The following is a 20,185-nucleotide window of genomic DNA, read 5'->3' as shown; positions in this document are numbered from 1 at the left end:
AAATCCCTATCTTTTCTATAATTAAAAAATTATATGGACAGAAAAGATATTGCTGATCTTATTGATACTAAGCATTCCGAGTTAATTCAATGGTTAGAAGCACAACCTCTTGAATCGTGGACTCAAGGTCCTCAAGGCAAATGGACACAAGGACAACAAGCACTCCATCTATTGCAAAGTATCATTCCGCTCAATAACGCTTTAAGCTTACCAAAATTCTTAATTCGCTACAAATTTGGAAAAGCCAACCGGCCTGTTAGAGATTATGATAGTATCGTTAATCGATACCACGAACGATTAAAAGGTGCAAGAGGAAAGACCTTTAAAGGCTCGCAGAACATGAAAGTTCCTACCGTTAATGAAAAGCAATATATCCTCAATCGCCTTCAAACCGAAAGCAAAAAACTACAATACAAAACAAAAAAGATCAGTGACAAGAATCTAGACAAATTAATCTTGCCGCATCCCTTGATGGGTAAAATGCCCATACGAGAAATTATTATGTGGACCGCATATCATGTTGAGCATCATACGGAGAATTTGAAAACCAAGTATTAACTAGTCAAATATTCTAAAACATTAGCTTCTATTCTACTCTGAATATTTGAAACATCAGCTTTTACAAAGGCCTCACCAGTAATGTTTTCATATAACTCAATATAGCGATCACTTACCGTTTCTATGTACTCATCACTCATAAAAGGTACTTGCTGACCTTCTTTACCTTGAAAACCATTAGCGATTAACCATTGGCGGACAAACTCTTTAGAAAGTTGCTTTTGAGCTTCACCGTTATCCTGACGTTCCTGATAGCCATCCGCATAAAAGTATCTTGATGAGTCTGGTGTATGGATTTCATCAATTAATACAATTTTTCCATCCTTAGTTTTACCAAACTCGTATTTGGTATCCACCAAAATTAATCCACGTTTTGCCGCTATTTCGGTGCCACGCTGAAATAACTTTCTAGTATAATCCTCTAAAACAATGTAGTCTTCTTCAGAGACAATACCTCGTTTTAAAATGTCCTCACGAGAAATATCTTCATCATGGTCACCCTTTTCGGCTTTGGTTGCAGGTGTAATTATAGGCTCGGGAAATTTATCATTTTCCTTCATTCCTTCTGGCATTGGCACTCCACATAGTAATCGTTTACCAGCTTTATATTCTCTTGCTGCATGACCAGACATATAACCTCTTATCACCATCTCAACTTTAAATGGCTCACACAAATGACCTACTGCCACATTAGGATCTGGCGTGGCCACCAACCAATTTGGCACCAGATCTTCCGTATATTTCATCATTTTGGTCGCAATCTGATTTAGGATTTGCCCCTTATAAGGAATTCCCTTGGGCATCACCACATCAAAAGCACTTAATCTATCAGTAGCAATCATCACTAATTGCTCGTCGTTTATATTATAAACTTCTCTGACTTTTCCTTTATAAACACTTTTTTGATTTGGAAAATTGAAGTTGGTATCTATTATGGTATTGTTCTGGCTCATTAATCTCTATTTTCTATACTCTTATAGGCTGCGATGACCTTTTTCACTAATTTATGACGAATCACATCTTTATCATCTAGATAGACCATCCCAATACCTTCAATGTTCTTAAGAACCAGTAAGGCTTCCTTTAATCCAGAAATGGTACGACGAGGTAAATCCACTTGTCCAGGATCTCCCGTTAATAAAAACTTAGCATTTTTACCCATACGCGTCAAAAACATTTTCATTTGTGCATGTGTCGTGTTTTGCCCTTCGTCCAAAATCACAAAGGCATTATCTAAGGTGCGACCGCGCATAAAAGCCAGTGGTGCTATTTGTATCACTCCTTTTTCTATGTAGCTTTCTAACTTTTCATGAGGAATCATATCACGCAGAGCATCGTACAATGGTTGCATATACGGATCCAATTTTTCTTTTAAATCACCTGGCAAAAACCCTAGGTTTTCACCAGCTTCTACAGCTGGTCTAGTTAATATAATTCTTTTTACTTCTTTACTTTTCAAAGCTTGTACAGCTAAAGCTACTCCAGTATAGGTTTTACCCGTACCAGCAGGACCAATGGCAAACACCATATCGTTTTTTCGTATACTTTCTACAAGCTTTCTTTGATTAACGGTTTGTGCCTTTATGAGCTTACCCCCTACACCGTGCACAATAACATCACCACTCGTTGCTGATGTCGAATAATCTTCACTGCTATTGCTTGTTAAAATACGTTCAATCACGTTTTCATCGAGCTTGTTATACTTACCAAAATGCTTCATGAGCATCATCATACGGGTATCAAACTCTTCTAGTAAGTCTTCATCACCATAGGCCTTGATTTTATTACCGCGAGCAACGATTTTAAGTTTAGGAAAGTATTTTTTTAGTAGTTCAATGTTGGCATTTTGGGCACCGAAGAATTCTTTTGGAGTAATTTCTTCTAATTCTAGAATAAGTTCGTTCAAAAGGCTAATGAATTTAGTGTGTTAATCTGTTTTCTTTTCTTAGTTTTGTGTAACGTTTGTGCACAAACAAATCTAACAATTTTACAATCTCAATTCTAAAAAAAATATCAACAATTAATCCATGGCAATTATCACTTTAACCACTGATTTTGGAGAAAAAGATCACTTTGCTGGTGCGATTAAAGGGGCAATTTACAGTGAATTGCCTGAAGTTAGAATTGTGGATGTATCACATTCAGTGTCGCCATTTAACATTTCAGAAGCAGCTTATATCATCCTAAATGCTTACAGCAGTTTCCCTAAAGGGACTATCCATATTATAGGAATTGATTCGGAGTTAAGTCCTGAAAATAAGCATATTGCAGTTAGTTTAGACGACCATTACTTTATATGTGCTAACAATGGTATAATGAGTATGATTTGTGCTGAAATCGCACCAGATAAAATAGTTGAAATCAATATCCATGATAAAATTGAAACTAATTTTCCAGTTCTGGATGTCTTTGTAAAAGTTGCATGCCATATTGCCAGAGGAGGCACGCTTGAGGTTATAGGAAAAGTTATTAACACTATTAAACCTATCAAAAATTTGAATCCATTTGTTAATGACGACAAAAATCAAATTATCGGAAGCGTTATTTATATAGATAATTACGGCAACGTGGTTACAAACATAAAAAAGAAGTTTTTTGAAGAGGTCCAAAAAACACGTGAGTATGAAATCTCAGCTCGAAACCATAAGTTTAAAAAGATTTACAGTAAGTATAGTGACATCGTGAATTTTGAAATTGAAGAATCCAAACGTAACGATGAAGGTAAAGGCCTCGTTGTTTTTAATTCTTCTGGATATTTGGAAATTGCTGTATACAAAAGCAATTGCAGTACAGTTGGTAGTGCCTCTACACTGATGGGTTTAAAAACAATGGACACCGTAACGGTTAACTTTTTAAAATCTTAGGTAGTGTTAGTAAGAATTGTAAAAATGAGTTTTGAACCGTCGAAAATTGAAGAATTCTTGGCTAATTTTGAAATCAATAAACAGAAGATTAGGGCGTTTGAAGGTTGTCAATTTTTAGAATTATATCGCGATCTGAACAATACCAATATTTTCTTTACTTATAGTTATTGGAACTCTGAAAAGGATTTGAATAATTATAGACATTCTGAATTATTTAAAAGTGTCTGGTCCAAAACCAAACCTTTGTTTAACGCAAAACCTGAAGCTTGGAGTGTAGATAAGCTTCATAGTCTTGAATAAAGTTATAAATGTTAGCAATCTTAAGAAAAGAAATAAATACCTTCTTTGCCTCACCAATTGGCTATTTGGTTATTGGTGTATTTTTATTGTTAAATGGGTTATTTCTATGGGTATTTAAAGGCGATTTTAATGTGTTGGATAATGGTGAAGCCAGCTTATCCTCGTTCTTTTTGTTAGCACCATGGATTCTTATTTTTTTAGTTCCTGCCGTAACCATGCGCAGTTTTAGTGATGAGAAAAAACAAGGGACTTTAGAACTTTTAGTTACAAAACCGATTTCCCATTTTCAGATTGTGTTGGGTAAATATTTTGGTGCTTTTATACTCATCCTGTTGGCATTAATCCCAACACTTTTATATGTTTATACAGTGTACCAATTAGGTAGTCCAGAAGGCAATTTAGATATGGGTAGTACAATTGGGTCTTACTTTGGGCTATTATTTCTTATTGCCGCATATACATCTATTGGTGTGTTTGCTTCTACGCTTTCAGATAATCAAATCGTTACGTTCATTATTGCAGTTTTCATTTGTTTCTTTATGTATTTTGGTTTCGAAGGGCTCTCAAACTACAATATATTTGGAGATTTAGTGTATATGGAAAACCTAGGAATGTCGGCACACTATAATAGTATGAGTCGAGGAATCTTAGACACAAGAGATTTGGTTTACTTCGTAAGTATTGCTCTAGCCTTTTTATTTTTTACAAAACTTAGAATTCAAAAACAATGATTATAACGCCCTTTTTAGTCATCTTCATGAGCGTCGTCTTTGTACTTCTCTTCTTGTTTTTAAATACGGTAGATAGACGCAAGTGGTTAACTGCATTAATCAGCTTAGTTTTAACACCATTTGTTTATTTCTACATGTTTTATCCTTTTGTGAATATTGTGAGCAATTATCATCATCAAAAGTATTTTGATAGCGGAGCATGGATCGAAAAACCAGCCTTACGCTATGAAATGATTGATAATACTATTGAATCGGATACACTTATTGGTGTCTCAAAAGAAAAAATCAAATCTCTCTTAGGGAATTATGAATGGCTAACATGGGATGAAAGTTTAAAAGCACACAATGATAATAAATGGAATTATGCCCTGGGTATAGAACCAGGTGCTTTTAATGGCGAAAAAGAATGTGTAGAAATCATTTTTAAAGATGATAAAGTGACCGAATTACGTCATTATCAAGAAGAAATCATCTACGAGAAAACGAAGAATGAAGCAGAATAAAAGTTTAATTTACATACTCGCTGTCTTAGTTGGACTTATAGTGGTTAATGCTTTATCGAGTAAGTTTTATGGCCGTTACGATTTAACCAAAGACAAGCGCTATACGCTTTCTGAAGCAACCAATACTATCATCGATCAAATTGACGCTCCTTTAATCATAGACGTTTTTTTAGAAGGAGACTTTCCATCTGAGTTTAGATTACTCCAGACCGAAGTCAAACAAATTATTGAAGAGCTTCAGCTAAAGAGCAATAATATAAGGGTTAATTATATCAACCCCATTGAAGACGAAACTACTCGGGAACGAAATATTAACGAACTTACTCGCTCTGGTTTAGAGCCTTATATTAATACTGATAATAGTTCTGGAAAGGTTACACAGGATATTATCTTTCCCTGGGCCTTTGCTAGCTATAAAGATCAAACCGTTAAAATTCCATTGCTCAAAAAGAGCATAACGCAAAGTTTGCCCGAACAGATCAACAATTCTGTTCAAGGCTTGGAATATGCCTTTGCAGATGCCTTTAGCAAACTCGTTACTTCAAAATCTAAATCTATTGCCATTATAAAGGGTAATGGTGAACTTAGTGATGCTTATATAGCTGATTTTCTTAAAACCGTGCAGCCCTATTACAATATAGCACCATTCACTCTAGATAGTGTAGTAAGTAATCCACAAGGCACGCTGGATAATTTAAAACAATATAATTTAATCGTCGTAGCAAAACCTACTCAAGCCTTTACGGAAGAAGAAAAACTGGTTTTGGATCAGTATACCATGAGAGGAGGAAAAAGTCTTTGGTTAGCCGAATCCGTAATCATGGAGAAGGATAGTCTGTACAATGATTCTGGCTCATCGGTTTCTACAATGCGCGATCTAAACCTTAACGATTTCTTTTTTAAGTATGGTGTTAGGATTAACCCTAGTTTGGTTAAAGACCTCTACTCTGCACCAATAATGCTAGCGATTGGTGAAGGTAGCCAAGCCCAGCTACAACCTATCCAATGGCAATATTCACCTCTTGCATCCTCAAATCAAGATCATCCCATTACTAAAAATTTAGAACTCGTAAAGTATGATTTTGCAAGTCCTATGGACACCCTTAAAAATGAAATCAGCAAAACTATCCTTTTACAGAGTTCCCCAAAAACTAAATTAGAAGGTGTGCCAACGCTAATATCCTTAAATGAGGTTACCAAATCGCCAGATGAAAGTCTATACAATTCAGGAGCTCAAAATTTAGCTGTATTATTAGAAGGTGAATTTACTTCTGTATATGACCAACGCGTTTTACCATTTAAAGTTAAAAATTTTCAATCAAAAAGCACACCGACAGCAATGGTGGTCATTTCTGATGGCGACGTTATAAAAAATGATGTTAGACGGAATAGACCTTTGGAGCTTGGTGTAGATTACAGAGGATTTCTTTACGGAAACAAAGAATTCCTGTTAAACACCGTAAATTATTTACTGGATGACTCCGGACTTATAAACATTAGGGCAAAAGAAATAAGCATTGCCTACTTAAACCCAGACAAGGTAAAAGAGCAACAAGGTACATGGCAGTTTGTAAACATTGTATTACCATTAGGGTTACTTGCCTTATTTGGTTTTGCTTTTAACTTCTATAGAAAGAAAAAATACACCTAGAATTTGTTAATAAGTTTGTTTTACAAAACCCTTCTATTGAGATATATTTGTAAGACTTAATCAATAGGAAAAACATTAATTCAATCCAATGAAATTTATAGTTTCAAGTACATATTTACTAAAGCAACTTCAAGTTTTGGGAGGTGTTATCAACAACAGCAACACCTTGCCTATTTTAGATAATTTTTTGTTTGAACTTAGCCAATCCAAGCTTACGATATCGGCTAGCGATTTAGAAACCACTATGTCTTCTACAATCGATGTAGATAGTGACTCAGAAGGCAGTATTGCGTTGCCAGCACGTTTATTGTTGGATACCCTAAAAACATTCCCAGAACAACCACTAACCTTTGTGGTTGAGGACAACAACACCGTTGAGATTAGCTCTAATCATGGTAAGTATGCTTTAGCCTATGCAGATGGTGCTGAATTTCCTAATGCAGTATCTGTTGAAGATGCTAGCAAAACAACCATCATGGGAGATATCTTGGCGACCGCTATTAGCAAAACTATTTTTGCTGCTGGAAATGACGATTTAAGGCCCGTTATGAGTGGTGTGTTTTTCCAATTTTCAACAGATAACTTAACGTTTGTTGCTACGGACGCTCACAAATTAGTAAAATATACAAGAGACGATGTGAGTGCAACTGAGCCTGCTGAGTTTATCATGCCTAAAAAACCATTAAATCTTTTAAAGGGCATTTTAGCAGGAAGTGATGATGATGTACTGGTTGAGTATAATGATTCTAATGCCAAATTTACGTTTGAAAATTCAGTTATAATCTGCCGTTTGATTGATGGAAAATATCCAAATTATGAGGCCGTTATTCCAAAGGAAAACCCAAATAAATTGGTAATTGATAGAACACAATTTTTAAACTCGGTACGTCGTGTGTCTATTTTCTCTAACAAGACTACACATCAAATTCGTTTAAAAATTGCTGGTGCTGAATTAAATATCTCTGCTGAGGACGTTGACTACAGTAATAAAGCTGAAGAGCGTTTAACCTGTGATTATCAAGGTGACGATATGCAAATAGGATTTAACTCACGTTTCTTAACAGAAATGATCAATAACTTAAATTCTGATAATGTACAGTTAGAAATGAGTTTACCTAACAGAGCAGGAATCTTGACTCCTGTTGATGGTTTAGATGAAGGTGAGCATGTAACGATGCTAGTGATGCCTGTGATGCTGAACAATTAATATAATAAATCTTATTCATAATTAAATCAAAAAATGCTCATCATTTAAAGATGAGCATTTTTTATTATCTCTTTTAATGAAATACCGAAACGTTCGGCACGAGTAACTAACTAATAAAACTAAGAGATAATGGGTAGCTAGGTAATTCTCCATTACTAGCTTTTATGGCATTTATAATTGGCATTATAAAAGATAAAATGCAAACTAATATAAGAGGCAATACCCCTATTAAAAATACAGGAATTAAAATAATACTAATAATAAAGTAGATTATCATACTCAGTTGAAAGTTCACAATGGCCTTACCATGCACATCCATACCGTCTACTCTATCCTTTTGTGTTGCCCAGAGAATCAATGGCACAATTAGACCACCAAAACCCGTAATATAAGTCAACATCTGGGTAAGGTGAGTAATTACCAATAATTGGTTGTCTGTTCGTTTAAGTGTATGATAATTTGATTCCATGATTTTATTTAATTACACCTATGTGACGCAAACATTATTAAAATGTTACAGATTTATACCAACTTTTTAATTGAAATCTTACCAATGAGGTTATAAAAAAACTTCCTGAGTCATCCTCAGGAAGTTTCATGTGAAAAAGAAAATGTTAGTGTAGTACGGATTTTATAGCTGCTTGTGCAGAAGCAACTCTCGCAATCGGAACTCTAAATGGAGAGCAGCTCACATAATCCAAACCATTATTATAGCAGAATTCTACTGAAGATGGTTCACCACCATGTTCACCACATATTCCAACTTTTAATTTTGGATTTGTACTACGGCCACGTTGCGTACCCATGGTAACTAACTGTCCTACTCCTTCTTGATCCAATACTTCAAAAGGATCGTGTTTTAAAATACCCTGTTCGAGATAGATAGGCAAGAATTTACCAGCATCATCTCTAGAGTAACCAAAGGTCATTTGTGTTAAATCATTGGTACCAAAAGAGAAGAAATCTGCGCGCTTGGCAATTTTATCTGCCATTAACGCTGCACGTGGAATTTCAATCATTGTACCTACAAAATACTCAATCTTATCTTTTCTTTCTTTAAAAATAGCCTCAGCGGTATCTCTAATGATGGTTTCTTGAGCTACAAATTCATCAAACGTACCAACTAATGGCACCATAATTTCTGGTTTAGTCTCAATACCTCTTTGTTTAAGATTTAAAGCTGCTTCAATGATAGCACGTGTTTGCATTTCTGTAATTTCAGGATATGTATTTCCTAAACGGCAACCACGATGTCCTAACATTGGATTGAATTCTTCTAAATCCGCAACTTTAATCTTAACAGATTCTAAAGACACGTGCATCTCATCTGCCAATTCTCTTAAAGTGGCTAATTGGTGAGGTACAAACTCATGTAATGGTGGATCCAATAGTCGAATCGTTACTGGAAGACCCTCCATAGCCTCAAAAATACCTTCAAAATCTTCACGCTGCATTGGAAGTAATTTTGCCAATGCTTGTTTACGACCTTTAACGGTATCTGCTAAAATCATTTCTCTCATGGCTTTAATACGGTCTACTTCAAAGAACATGTGTTCTGTACGAGTTAAACCAATACCAGTTGCACCAAAATTACGCGCTACTTTTGCATCCTGTGGTGTGTCTGCGTTTGTACGCACCTTCATACTACTGTATTTGTCCGAAAGCTCCATGATTTTAGCAAACTCACCAGTTAATTCAGGTTCTACTGTCGCAACCTTACCTTCTATAATATTACCCGTTGATCCATTGATAGAAATCCAATCACCTTCATGGTATTCTTTTCCTTCTACCCACATCGTTTTGGTTTTATAGTTAATTTTTAAAGCCCCTGCACCAGACACACAGCATTTACCCATACCTCTCGCGACAACAGCAGCATGAGATGTCATACCACCACGAGCAGTAAGTATACCCTTGGCCAAATTCATTCCTTCCAAATCTTCTGGAGAGGTCTCAATTCTTGTAAGTATAGAGTATTTAAATTTACTGGCATCCTCAGCAAAGAACACTAATTGACCAGTAGCAGCACCAGGAGAAGCTGGTAAGCCCTGAGCAATGACATGAGCTTTTTTAAGAGCTGCCGGATCAAAAATAGGATGTAATAATTCATCTAATTTATTAGGTTCTATTCTCAATAACGCTTCCTCTTCTGAAATCAAACCTTGTGACAACAAGTCTATGGCAATTTTAACCATAGCTGCACCAGTACGTTTACCATTACGTGTCTGAAGTATCCATAATTTTCCTTCTTGAATGGTAAACTCCATATCCTGCATATCTCGATAATGCTTTTCTAGGATTTGCTGATAGCCATTTAGTTCTTTGAAAATTTCAGGCATGACTTCCTCTAATGACGGATATGAATTTTTTCTTTCTTTTTCTGTGATTTGAGCTAATTCTGCCCAACGTTGGGAACCAATTTTAGTAATTTGTTGTGGTGTACGAACACCAGCAACCACATCTTCCCCTTGGGCATTGATTAGGTACTCACCATTAAACAAATTCTCACCAGATCCAGCGTCACGAGTGAAGCATACCCCAGTTCCTGAATTTTCACCCATATTACCAAATACCATGGCTTGAACATTTACAGCCGTTCCCCAATCTGCAGGATATCCATGCATATTTCTGTAGTAAACGGCACGTTTACCATTCCAGCTATCAAATACAGCCATAACTGCTAACCATAATTGATCCCATGGATCACTAGGGAATTCTTTTCCTATACGTCTATATATAGACTTTTTGAAATCGAAAACTAAATCCTTTAAATCCTGAACTGTAAATTCAGTATCTAATGTGATACCTCTTTTTTCTTTTAAGTTCTCAATGATTTCTTCGAATGGATCTATATCTTCCTTGTTTATAGCTTTAACACCCATAACAACACCACCATACATTTGCACAAAACGTCGATAAGAATCCCAAGCAAAACGTTCGTTTTTAGTTTTTTTGGCAAGACCTTCAACCACGTCATCATTCAAACCTAGGTTCAATACGGTATCCATCATGCCTGGCATAGATACTCTAGCACCAGAGCGAACTGATAATAGTAATGGATTTTTAGCATCACCGAATTTGGTGTTCATGGTTTTTTCAATCTTAGCCACTGCTAATTCTACTTCACGCTTTATAAGCTGAATGACCTCATCCTTTCCTAAAAGGTTGTACTCAGTACAAACCTCTGTAGTAATGGTAAATCCTGGTGGCACTGGTATGCCAATGGCGCTCATTTCTGCTAGGTTAGCACCTTTACCACCTAGCAAATTACGCATCGAGCTGTTACCATCGGCCTTTTTGTTTCCGAAGGTATAAACCCTTGTTTTAGTTTTATTTGCGAGTTCCATAATAATGAAATTTTTAGTTTCTAATTAATGCATTAAAGGTACTAAGTCAAGTATCCATATATTATGATATTAGTCATGTTTACACCTTTATTCTAAATTTTTATACATAAAAAAAGTCCAGTGCTTATAAAAAGCCTGGACTTTCAGAAACTCTATTAAACTACGAATCAACCACAAGATTCTTTCGAATCCTTAATGCCTATCTTTTTCAAAATATCTTCCATTAAACACCATTTGGTAATGGACGACTGTAATAAATTTGCACCAACAAAAATGGTAAACCACAACCAGTTTTCGTTAACGTACATACCTAAAAGAACACTGATAATAACAAATGTTCCTGCAATTGCTCTTATATACCTATTTATCATAATTTTAAATTTAAATGTATTTTTCAATTGGTAAAACAACTCCTCGTATTGGGTTGTTAGTTTCAAGTGTAGAATTAAATTCTGCTATAAGATGAAATAGGCGCTCTATTTGCTCTTCTTCGGTAAATGAGAAAAACATATGCGATTCACTACCACCCTTAACACTTGGAAACCAACTTGATGTTGCCAACAAGCTGGGCGCTTCCTTGTATCCATCAATATCTGAAGTACTAAAACTTTCAATTTTAGCTTCTTTAAAAAGCCTTAAAGCCTCTTTATGAAACTCCTCAACAGCTGTTACAATCACTAATTTCATCTGCTTTATTTATTTATAATTTTTACGTTCTATCATATAATATACCAATGGTACTACTAATAAAGTAAGTACGGTACTTACTATTGTTCCACCCATTAATGAAATAGCTAAACCTTGGAAAATAGGATCAAAAAGAATTACAAATGCTCCAATAACCACAGTACCAGCTGTTAACAATATCGGTGTTGTTCTTACGGCTCCAGCTTCGATAACAGCTTGTTTTAATGGAATACCCTCTGCTAATCTTAAATTGACAAAGTCAATAAGTAATACCGAATTCCTAACCATGATACCAGCCAAAGCAATCATGCCAATAAAAGAGGTTGCTGTAAAAAACGCTCCGAGCATCCAGTGCCCTAATACAATACCAACTAATGACAATGGTATGGCTACCATCATGACCACAGGAGCTTTAAAGTTTTGGAACCAACCTACAATCAAGATGTATATGATAATGATAACACCCAAAAATGCGATTCCTAAATCTCTAAACACTTCTAATGTGATTTGCCATTCACCATCCCATTTTACAGTATAATTATCTTCGAACTCAGGCTGTTTTATGTACAACTCATCCATATTATATCCTTTTGGCAAGTTGATCTCTTGTAATTTATCAGACATACCTAAAATAGCGTAAACCGGACTTTCCAACTCACCAGCCATATCTGCTGTGACGTAAACAACACGCTTCTGGTTTTTACGGTAAATACTCTTGGGTTTAGCTCCTTCTTCTATGGTCACTAAATCTACAATCGGAACTAGATGCCCATGATGTGATTTCACCTTTAAATTAGCAATATCCTGAAGTGTTGATTTTTCATTTTCATCAAGAGCCAAGATCAGCTCTACTTGATTTGAAGCATCCTCATCATACAGGTGCGTTATCGCTCTATTGGAAAGAGCCATGTTCATGGTATAGGCAATTTGTTGTGGTGCAATACCATTTAGCATGGCTTTTTCCTTATCTATTTTAAAATTGAATTCTTTCTGATTGGCTTCCACCATCCAATCAATATCTACAACATCCGTTGTACGTTTTAAAATAGACTGAACCGAATCTGCCACACGAATTTGTTCTTTATAATCTGGACCATAAACCTCTGCCACAATCGTGGATAACACCGGAGGACCTGGAGGTACTTCAACCAATTTAACGTTGGCATCATATTTTGAAGCAATCTTTTGAATCTCTGGACGTAATAATTTTGCAATATCATGACTTTGTTCAGATCGATCATGCTTATCTGTTAGATTAACCTGAATATCCGCCATATTGCTACCACCACGTAAATCGTAATGACGCACCAAACCGTTGAAGGTGATTGGAGCGGATGTCCCAACATAACTTTGATAGTTTACCACTTCTGGTCTGGTTGCCAAGTACTGCCCTATTTCTTTAGCCACCAATGCTGTGCGTTCTAAGGTTGTACCTTCTGGCATGTCAATGACCACCTGAAATTCGTTTTTATTATCAAATGGTAACATTTTTACCGCTACTGTTTTGGTAAAAAATAAACCTACAGAGCCCAACAGTAAAATAAAGGTAATACCCAAAAACAACCAGCGTTTCGTTTTATTTTCGATTAGCGGAGTTTCAAATTTTGAATAGATTTTGAATATCAAAGAATCGGAAAGACCAGCTGTTTCATCATCATTAATAGCCTCTGCTTTTTTATCTTTTTCCCTAAGAAAAATATAGCCCAAATAAGGGGTTATGGTTAAAGCTACAAACAAGGATAATAACATAGCAATTGATGCACCTATAGGCATCGGACTCATATAAGGTCCCATTAATCCAGACACAAATGCCATTGGTAATACTGAGGCGATAACCGTAAATGTTGCTAAAATGGTTGGGTTACCCACTTCATTAATGGCGTACAAGGCGGCTTGCTTAAATGGTAAGCGTTTCATCTTAAAATGCCTATGCATATTTTCGGCAATGATAATGGAATCATCCACAACAATACCGGTAACAAATACCAAAGCAAACAATGTGATACGGTTTAATGTATAATCGAGTAAATAATAGCTTAACAAAGTCAAGGCAAACGTTATTGGCACTGATAAGAATACCACTAATCCACCACGCCATCCCATAGCAAGCATTACCACGATTGTTACTGCGATAATGGCACCAATTAAGTGCATCAAAAGTTCAGATACTTTTTGGGAAGCTGTTTCCCCGTAGTTTCTTGTTATTTCTACATGGACGTCATCTGGGATCAAAGTGGTTCTTAAATGCTCAACTTTGTCAATAATGACATCAGAGATTTTCATCGCATCTGCACCCTTACGCTTGGCCACAGAAATAGTAACTGCAGGATACTCGGATCGGTAATCCTTTATTTTTTCACTTGCCGAACCAAAACCAAGACTAACATAGTTGATAGGTACTTGTGGTCCATCTACAACTTTGGCAACTTGATTTAAATAAATCGGTTGATTGTTAAACACACCGACGACCAAGTTTTCAACATCTTCTTTTGTTTGAAGAAACTCTCCTGTTTTAACAAGGAATTCTGTATCATTTCTGTCAAAACTACCAGAGTTTAGTTGTTGATTATTAGCCTTAATCATTTCGGCAACCGATAAGAAATCCAATCCGCTAGACGCTAATTTGTTCTTATCTAAAACCACACGTAATTCGCGGTTTCTTCCTCCTATTTTTTTGGTTACAGCAACATCATTAACTTTCTCTATTTCGTCAGTTAACTCCTGTGCAATTTGCTTCAGTTGGTAGTCGTCATAATTCTCACTCCATAATGTTAGTCCAAGCATTGGTACATCGTCAATCGCACGTGTTTTTACCAATGGAAACGTAACACCTTGCGGCATGATGTCCATATGCTTATTGATCTCGTTATAAAGTTTTACGAATGAACGCTCAATATCCTCTCCCACATAAAACTGCACGATGACCATGCCCTGCTCTTGCATGGATGTAGAATACACATACTCTACACCTTTTATGTTGGTAATAAGCTTTTCTAATGGCTTTATAACCCTTGACTCTACCTCCGTTGGGCTCGCACCAGGATATCCTACAAATATATCGGCTATTGGCACATCAATTTGTGGTTCCTCTTCTCTAGGAATTAAAAACGAACTGTACACTCCAATGACCATAAAAACAATCATCAACAGCACCGTAAGTTTAGAACTTATGAAGCCTTTGGCAATTTTTCCTGCTAAACCTTCTTTCATGTTTTTTTAATTTAAATTAATTGCTTACTTCGATTGTTTATTGAATACTTAGTTTAGCACCATTATATAATTTCTCCTCTGAGGACAGAATATAAGATTCATCTTCTGACAAACCAGATAATACTTCTACTTTATCCCCAAAAGTCTTTCCAAGTCTCAACCAACGCAATACTGCTGTATTTTGTTGACTTACTGTATAAATCCCAGTTAATTGACCATTGGTTATTATAGCCTCTTTCGGAATCATAATGGTTCCCGTTGAGCCGGCTAATTGATTTTTTATATTCGGAAATTGCACTGAGGCAAACATACCTGAACGCACATTCTGATTTTTAGAATCTAAATTCACTTTTACCAAATATTGTCCACCAGAATTTGCCGAAGATGTACTCACTTCTGTGACGCTACCTGGTAATTCTACATTAATGGAAGATACTACTACATTAACGGCTTGACCATTCTTAATTTTAGAAATCACCGCTTCTGGAACTCTAGCGACCACTTCAAAATTTTGTGGTGACTCTATAGCCAATAAAGGCATACCAGGATTAGCTAATGAACCTTCGTCAATGAATTTGCCAGTAACTACACCGCTAAAAGGTGCTTTTACATTAGTATAGGCAAATTGTGCATTAATTTCATTCTTCATCTGTTGTGCAGATTCCAACCTTGCTTTTGCCATGTTGTAATGCGCTGTCATATCATCCAACTCCTTTTGAGATGCCGAGTTTTCCTCAAATAGGTTCTTATAACGGTTGTAATCCTTCTCGGCAATATCAAAAGCTGCTTGAGCTTCAGAAATCCCTGCATTAACTTGTGCTCTTTTGGCTTGTAAATCACTATTGTTTATGACAATTAAGGTTTGCCCTTTAGTGATCTTGTCTCCAACTTTAACGTTTATGCGTTCTACATAACCCATTAAACGTGTGCTTAGATTTGCACTATTAACGGCCTCTACGGTTCCACTAACAATTAATGGCGAATTGTCATTATTTGAAGTTACTTTTGCTACAACTACCGAAACAGGATTTGATGTATCTTTCATACCTTCTTTCTGATCTTGCCCACAACTCAATAACCCAAGTAAAGTAAGTACGGCAAATAATTTATGTATAGATAATGTCTTCATTTTAGTTTATAGTTAAAAAGTTTAAATATGCTTTAGTGCTATTATATTCATATATAGTTTGATAATACTCAAGTTCCTTTTGTGCAAATTGTGTTTCTGCAATGAGCAAATCTGTAGTCTTTTCTAAACCTTCTTTAAAACGGTTTGTTCTAATTCTCAAGGCTTCATTTGATTGCTCCATAGCCAATTTTGACAACTGTAATTTGCTTTCCATATCTTGAAGCAAACGTTTGATTTTGTTCAGCTCTAATTGACTTTTAGAGACATACTGCTCATATTCGAGTTTTGATTTTTCTAAGGATGCCTTAGACTTTTTAGCTTTACCAAAACGTTTGGTACCTTGTAGTATGTTCCATTTAAGTTCGGCACCGATTAAGTAACCATCAGCTCCAAACTGAAATAGGCTATCGTCGTACAACTGGTAGCTACCAAAGGCATTTAAGGTAGGCAGAAAAGTCATCTTATCTGACTTATACATAGTTTCCCTTGCATTCGCTGCCAATTGCATGGCCTTGATATCTGCACGTTCTTCGCTAAGTCCATTTTCAGATTCCAATATGGTTGCTTCAAGCTGTAGCGTGTCTTGAGGTTTCAATACTACATCAGAAGTATCATTCATTAAAAAAGATAGATAATTAGAAGCATTTTTTACATTACTCCTTGCGGTTTGTAATTGGTTTTTTACTTCAGTCACCCTTACTTTAACCAAGAGTACATCAGATTGTTGCAAATAGCCTTGATCATAACTATTTTGAGCCAATTGTAAATTAGCTTCGGCAGCTTCTAACGCTTTTTCCAATACAGCTACGGCTTTATAAGCTAATTGTAATTGCATATAGCCTTTTTCGACTTCAAAATTTACATAATCCTTAACACGATCCGTTTGTAAAGCCATGGCCTCCATTTTGTACTTGGCCGCTTTGCGCTGATAAAAACCGTCCATATTGATTAATGGTTGTTGAAACTCAAAGACTGTTGCATAATTTTGAATCTGACTCGGATCGTTCAAAGCCTCTGGGTTAAAATCGGCCTGGGTTACAATTTCCTGATTCAGTTTTGAACCAAAAGCCATTAATGGATTTGTGGTAGCAATGGCCGTGTGAGACACACTAATATTTGGTAAAAATACTGCATTTGTTTGCCTGTAATCGGCTTTAGCTTCATTAAAGGCTTCTACCGAAATCTTTATCTGCTGATTGGCTTCTGAAACTGTACTCAACACTTCAGCCTTTGAGATTGATTTTAACTCCTGCGCATTATAACTTGATATGAAACCAATGCCAATTAATGTGATAAGATATTTAAGTTTATACATGTCGTAATTTAATTTGATTCAAAATTAAGGTGGGCTTTGATTTTAGTCAGTAACAAAGGTTACTAAAGCAAAAAGCACCATTTACAAATAGTTTTTAATTTTTATATTTTTAAGCTTATACCAATAGTGAAGTAAAAAGTAGGATTTAAATCTTCTTCATAAACTACTTCGTTCACAATTAGTCTTGAAGGACTTTTAGGTATAACATAAATAGGGTAAAGCATAAATATGACTGGATCTAATTCGTACCAAACTGGTAAGCCAAATTCTATAGCCATTATTTTAAATGTTTCACTTTCTTCAACTGTAATATTATTACCATTTGTAGAATTATCGGCACCTCCTTGACCCTGTCCTTGTCCTTGACCACTACTTCCTCTATTAGTATAATACTCTTGATAGAAATTTTGAGATCCGAAATAAAAGCCAACAGAAGGTGATATTTGAAACTTTTGATTACGAGTTATGAAATCGTGACTTATTTCTGTAGATAGAAAAAAATCTGACGTACTATTATTATTAAAATAATTTGCGGCTGTGGCAGCTAAGTTAAAATACTGAAAATCGTAGCTTAAAACTGCTGTTACATCTGCACTAACCTGAGAAATAACATTATAGCTAGCCTCATTGAAAAAATACTTTGTGATAGAAACATCACCAGTAAAATTGTCATACGAGAAATCGTACCCTAGCGACACTAAAAACAAATCTACTCTACTGTCATTTGACTTTGTTAGATAAGACAATGAACCCATTCCATATATACCAGACTTGTGATGATATATTGCCGAAGTATACAAATATGGTATTGCTGTGGAGTCTTTCCTACCAAAAAAAACAGCATCACTAATATAGTTGAGATTTAAAGACACATAACTTGAGTCTTTCTCATTGATAACTTCTGTAGAATCCTTTGCTTTTAAGCTTTGGTTTGCACTTTTAATTTTTTGACCAATCGCGTAACTATTGAACAGTAGAAGAACTAACAGCGCTAACATATGTTGAAAGTATTTCATCACTTTACACTTTAGTTACTTTGAAAAAGGGATTTAAAAACTTAAACCCCTTTTTGTCATTAATTACCCTTTTTCATGGTCTTCTTATTCATCTTATGCTTCTTAATGGCCTTTTTGTTTAGTTTATTCTTCTTGACCATTTTTTTTCGATGTTGATATGTGTTTTTGAACATTTCCCCACCCATATTCAAACACTCACCTTCTTTTAGTCGTAATTGCTTTTTTTGTCGTGTTTGATAAGACCCATCTGGATTAACTACAGTACCATTACCTAATTGTAATTGATTCTGTAATTTAAATTGAGATTGGTTTTGAATTTGAACAACCTCTCCATCAACAAGCATGTAATGAAATCTGTTTTGATTTCTTTCCTGTATTTGTTCTTTAGTTAGACCTTGGTTTTCTTTTTGCACCATTTTGCGGTATTGATACTCATTTTGGTACACTTTCCCATTCATATCTAAACATTGTCCATTTTTAAGTTTTAATTTTTTCTTGTCTTTTGTTTGATATGTTCCATCCGTATTTAATACAGTTCCATCATTTAAAGTAACACGATTTTGCAAACGTATCTGTTTTTGGTCTCTAATTTGTAAAACATCTCCATCAACAAGCATTAAACGATCTTGATCTCTAATTTGATCTCGGTCCCTTTCTTGTGCTGCAGTAGTAATGGTTCCAAAAACCATAAATACTACTAATAACCATATATTTTTCATTTTTAAACGATTTAAATTTCTAATGGAATGAATTTACTATGGCATGTTAATTCGCACAATGATATTCGTCAGAAATAGATACGAATGAGGTGTATAAATTATTTAATTGCATTGTTCATGACCTGAAGAAATGATAGTATAATAATCCTCTGATGTTAAAAACTGAGGTTCATAAATGCTACCATAATTTTCTATGCCATTAACAAAGCTTCTAAGATGATTTCTAGAGCCACATTGTAAGGAGTTAAATACTGAAATTAAATCAGTATTTGTTGTCAAACCAATGTAGTCTTGTAAATCAACGATGTCCAAATCTTCGATAGTTGCACCTATTTTAAGTGCATTGATCTGGCTTACCGACCCCTCTGTAGTAAATTGATCATAAAAATTTTGAAGGTCCTGATTAAAAAACTCACCAATAGGTAGTATACTATAATTTATATTGTATTGAATTAATAAGGCTTCAATAGCATTCATATGCATTTGCTCACTATTCTTAATATTTGCAAACTGGTTTAATGACCATTGGTTGTTTAGAAATATATAAGTATCTCTAGCTAACTTTTCTTCTTCTAACATGAATAGTAAGGCATTTTTATCTGACTCATTTAAATTTTGAGTTAGAGTGTTCTCACTATTATTCTCTTCATTATCGTCACTACATGCGCATAAAAAAGATAATGACAGCATTAGTACAATCAATAGTGTTACCCGAGTTGATAATGGCTTTTTCATCTTTTTATAATTTAAAATTCACACCTAAAGTTCTGAAATAAAACATAGAAAAGGTGCTACTAATGTTACATTAAAAAAAGAGAGCCCATTTTCAAGAGCTCTCTTAAATCAAGATATCCTAATAGATATCTTAACACTAACCAAAAAAAAACTAGTTAACTACACTAGTTGACCTTTCGCGTTCTACTCAATACTTATGAATAAACAACTATC

Annotated in this window: 19 protein-coding genes; 7 read left to right on the top strand and 12 right to left on the bottom strand. The window is 35.2% G+C overall.

Annotation, left to right across the window (positions count from 1 at the left end; translation table 11 throughout):
• Positions 1-33: 33 nt before the first annotated feature.
• Positions 34-558, top strand: coding sequence for a DinB family protein (locus ACFQ1K_RS08970; RefSeq protein ID WP_320555244.1), 525 nt, complete (start codon positions 34-36; stop codon positions 556-558).
• On the opposite strand, the gene ACFQ1K_RS08965 is transcribed toward ACFQ1K_RS08970, so the two are convergent.
• Together ACFQ1K_RS08965 and ACFQ1K_RS08960 are read right to left on the bottom strand one after the other, a co-directional pair.
• Complete coding sequence (locus tag ACFQ1K_RS08965) at positions 555-1,511, bottom strand: phosphoribosylaminoimidazolesuccinocarboxamide synthase (RefSeq protein WP_320555243.1); 957 nt, start codon at positions 1,509-1,511, stop codon at positions 555-557. The two genes, ACFQ1K_RS08970 and ACFQ1K_RS08965, sit on opposite strands and share 4 nt — an antisense overlap.
• A complete protein-coding gene (locus ACFQ1K_RS08960; RefSeq protein WP_320555242.1) occupies positions 1,511-2,464 on the bottom strand; it encodes a PhoH family protein in 954 nt (317 codons plus the stop codon). The genes ACFQ1K_RS08965 and ACFQ1K_RS08960 overlap by 1 nt, the downstream gene beginning before the upstream one ends.
• Positions 2,465-2,585: 121 nt before the next feature.
• Between ACFQ1K_RS08960 and ACFQ1K_RS08955 the strand changes: the two genes are divergently transcribed.
• The 6 genes from ACFQ1K_RS08955 (at position 2,586) to dnaN (ending at position 7,814) form a co-directional block, all read left to right on the top strand.
• Entirely contained in the window at positions 2,586-3,422 is an 837-nt protein-coding gene (locus ACFQ1K_RS08955; RefSeq protein ID WP_320555241.1) for an SAM hydrolase/SAM-dependent halogenase family protein, read from the top strand.
• 3 nt (positions 3,423-3,425) lie between these two features.
• Positions 3,426-3,722, top strand: coding sequence for a putative quinol monooxygenase (locus ACFQ1K_RS08950; RefSeq protein ID WP_320555240.1), 297 nt, complete (start codon positions 3,426-3,428; stop codon positions 3,720-3,722).
• A gap of 8 nt (positions 3,723-3,730) precedes the next feature.
• Positions 3,731-4,453 carry a gliding motility-associated ABC transporter permease subunit GldF gene (gene gldF, locus ACFQ1K_RS08945; protein WP_320555239.1) on the top strand — a complete coding sequence of 241 codons (723 nt, stop codon included), beginning with the start codon at positions 3,731-3,733 and terminating at the stop codon, positions 4,451-4,453.
• Entirely contained in the window at positions 4,450-4,956 is a 507-nt protein-coding gene (locus ACFQ1K_RS08940) for a hypothetical protein (protein WP_320555238.1), read from the top strand. The genes gldF and ACFQ1K_RS08940 overlap by 4 nt, the downstream gene beginning before the upstream one ends.
• Positions 4,943-6,607, top strand: a complete 1,665-nt coding sequence (gene gldG, locus ACFQ1K_RS08935) for a gliding motility-associated ABC transporter substrate-binding protein GldG (RefSeq protein WP_320555237.1) — start codon at positions 4,943-4,945, stop codon at positions 6,605-6,607. Before ACFQ1K_RS08940 ends, gldG begins: the two co-directional genes overlap by 14 nt.
• A gap of 88 nt (positions 6,608-6,695) precedes the next feature.
• On the top strand, positions 6,696-7,814 hold the full coding sequence (dnaN, locus tag ACFQ1K_RS08930; RefSeq protein ID WP_320555236.1) for a DNA polymerase III subunit beta: 1,119 nt from the start codon (positions 6,696-6,698) through the stop codon (positions 7,812-7,814).
• Positions 7,815-7,920: 106 nt separating this feature from the next.
• Here the strand turns inward: dnaN and ACFQ1K_RS08925 are convergent, their stop codons facing one another.
• The 10 genes from ACFQ1K_RS08925 to ACFQ1K_RS08880 all read right to left on the bottom strand — a co-directional run bounded on the left by ACFQ1K_RS08925 (position 7,921) and on the right by ACFQ1K_RS08880 (position 19,972).
• Complete coding sequence (locus ACFQ1K_RS08925) at positions 7,921-8,283, bottom strand: DUF4870 domain-containing protein (RefSeq protein ID WP_320555235.1); 363 nt, start codon at positions 8,281-8,283, stop codon at positions 7,921-7,923.
• A 145-nt stretch (positions 8,284-8,428) separates the two neighbouring features.
• Positions 8,429-11,161 (bottom strand): pyruvate, phosphate dikinase, encoded by a 2,733-nt coding sequence (gene ppdK, locus ACFQ1K_RS08920; RefSeq protein WP_320555234.1) that lies wholly within the window; start codon positions 11,159-11,161, stop codon positions 8,429-8,431.
• Positions 11,162-11,328: 167 nt separating this feature from the next.
• Positions 11,329-11,532: a YgaP family membrane protein gene (locus ACFQ1K_RS08915; protein WP_320555233.1), complete on the bottom strand. Its 204-nt coding sequence runs from the start codon at positions 11,530-11,532 to the stop codon at positions 11,329-11,331.
• 10 nt (positions 11,533-11,542) lie between these two features.
• Positions 11,543-11,848 carry a hypothetical protein gene (locus tag ACFQ1K_RS08910; protein WP_320555232.1) on the bottom strand — a complete coding sequence of 102 codons (306 nt, stop codon included), beginning with the start codon at positions 11,846-11,848 and terminating at the stop codon, positions 11,543-11,545.
• A 9-nt stretch (positions 11,849-11,857) separates the two neighbouring features.
• Complete coding sequence (locus ACFQ1K_RS08905; protein WP_320555231.1) at positions 11,858-15,058, bottom strand: efflux RND transporter permease subunit; 3,201 nt, start codon at positions 15,056-15,058, stop codon at positions 11,858-11,860.
• Between the two features lie 37 nt (positions 15,059-15,095).
• Positions 15,096-16,187 carry an efflux RND transporter periplasmic adaptor subunit gene (locus ACFQ1K_RS08900; RefSeq protein WP_320555230.1) on the bottom strand — a complete coding sequence of 364 codons (1,092 nt, stop codon included), beginning with the start codon at positions 16,185-16,187 and terminating at the stop codon, positions 15,096-15,098.
• Position 16,188: 1 nt separating this feature from the next.
• The gene (locus ACFQ1K_RS08895; RefSeq protein ID WP_320555229.1) at positions 16,189-17,502 is read right to left on the bottom strand and encodes a TolC family protein; all 1,314 of its coding nucleotides are present in this window, start codon (positions 17,500-17,502) and stop codon (positions 16,189-16,191) included.
• A gap of 101 nt (positions 17,503-17,603) precedes the next feature.
• Complete coding sequence (locus tag ACFQ1K_RS08890) at positions 17,604-18,518, bottom strand: hypothetical protein (protein ID WP_320555228.1); 915 nt, start codon at positions 18,516-18,518, stop codon at positions 17,604-17,606.
• A gap of 59 nt (positions 18,519-18,577) precedes the next feature.
• Complete coding sequence (locus ACFQ1K_RS08885) at positions 18,578-19,237, bottom strand: DUF6799 domain-containing protein (RefSeq protein WP_320555227.1); 660 nt, start codon at positions 19,235-19,237, stop codon at positions 18,578-18,580.
• Positions 19,238-19,339: 102 nt separating this feature from the next.
• The gene (locus ACFQ1K_RS08880; RefSeq protein ID WP_320555226.1) at positions 19,340-19,972 is read right to left on the bottom strand and encodes a DUF2202 domain-containing protein; all 633 of its coding nucleotides are present in this window, start codon (positions 19,970-19,972) and stop codon (positions 19,340-19,342) included.
• Positions 19,973-20,185: the final 213 nt, after the last annotated feature.

Source organism: Winogradskyella aquimaris, from assembly GCF_042676105.1.
GTDB lineage: Bacteria > Bacteroidota > Bacteroidia > Flavobacteriales > Flavobacteriaceae > Winogradskyella > Winogradskyella aquimaris.
Note: the sequence above shows the minus strand (reverse complement) of the source record. Positions and strands in the feature narration are given on the sequence as shown.

Excerpts from the sequence above, each read along its gene's own strand:
- ACFQ1K_RS08925 (WP_320555235.1), bottom strand. The coding sequence starts at position 8,283 with ATGGAATCAAATTATCATACACTTAAACGAACAGACAACCAATTATTG.
- ACFQ1K_RS08910 (WP_320555232.1), bottom strand. The coding sequence starts at position 11,848 with ATGAAATTAGTGATTGTAACAGCTGTTGAGGAGTTTCATAAAGAGGCT.
- ACFQ1K_RS08940 (WP_320555238.1), top strand. The coding sequence starts at position 4,450 with ATGATTATAACGCCCTTTTTAGTCATCTTCATGAGCGTCGTCTTTGTA.
- ACFQ1K_RS08890 (WP_320555228.1), bottom strand. The coding sequence starts at position 18,518 with ATGAAATACTTTCAACATATGTTAGCGCTGTTAGTTCTTCTACTGTTC.
- ACFQ1K_RS08885 (WP_320555227.1), bottom strand. The coding sequence starts at position 19,237 with ATGAAAAATATATGGTTATTAGTAGTATTTATGGTTTTTGGAACCATT.
- ACFQ1K_RS08965 (WP_320555243.1), bottom strand. The coding sequence starts at position 1,511 with ATGAGCCAGAACAATACCATAATAGATACCAACTTCAATTTTCCAAAT.
- ACFQ1K_RS08915 (WP_320555233.1), bottom strand. The coding sequence starts at position 11,532 with ATGATAAATAGGTATATAAGAGCAATTGCAGGAACATTTGTTATTATC.
- gldF (WP_320555239.1), top strand. The coding sequence starts at position 3,731 with ATGTTAGCAATCTTAAGAAAAGAAATAAATACCTTCTTTGCCTCACCA.
- ACFQ1K_RS08895 (WP_320555229.1), bottom strand. The coding sequence starts at position 17,502 with ATGTATAAACTTAAATATCTTATCACATTAATTGGCATTGGTTTCATA.
- dnaN (WP_320555236.1), top strand. The coding sequence starts at position 6,696 with ATGAAATTTATAGTTTCAAGTACATATTTACTAAAGCAACTTCAAGTT.
- ppdK (WP_320555234.1), bottom strand. The coding sequence starts at position 11,161 with ATGGAACTCGCAAATAAAACTAAAACAAGGGTTTATACCTTCGGAAAC.
- ACFQ1K_RS08970 (WP_320555244.1), top strand. The coding sequence starts at position 34 with ATGGACAGAAAAGATATTGCTGATCTTATTGATACTAAGCATTCCGAG.
- ACFQ1K_RS08905 (WP_320555231.1), bottom strand. The coding sequence starts at position 15,058 with ATGAAAGAAGGTTTAGCAGGAAAAATTGCCAAAGGCTTCATAAGTTCT.
- ACFQ1K_RS08955 (WP_320555241.1), top strand. The coding sequence starts at position 2,586 with ATGGCAATTATCACTTTAACCACTGATTTTGGAGAAAAAGATCACTTT.
- ACFQ1K_RS08880 (WP_320555226.1), bottom strand. The coding sequence starts at position 19,972 with ATGAAAAAGCCATTATCAACTCGGGTAACACTATTGATTGTACTAATG.
- gldG (WP_320555237.1), top strand. The coding sequence starts at position 4,943 with ATGAAGCAGAATAAAAGTTTAATTTACATACTCGCTGTCTTAGTTGGA.
- ACFQ1K_RS08900 (WP_320555230.1), bottom strand. The coding sequence starts at position 16,187 with ATGAAGACATTATCTATACATAAATTATTTGCCGTACTTACTTTACTT.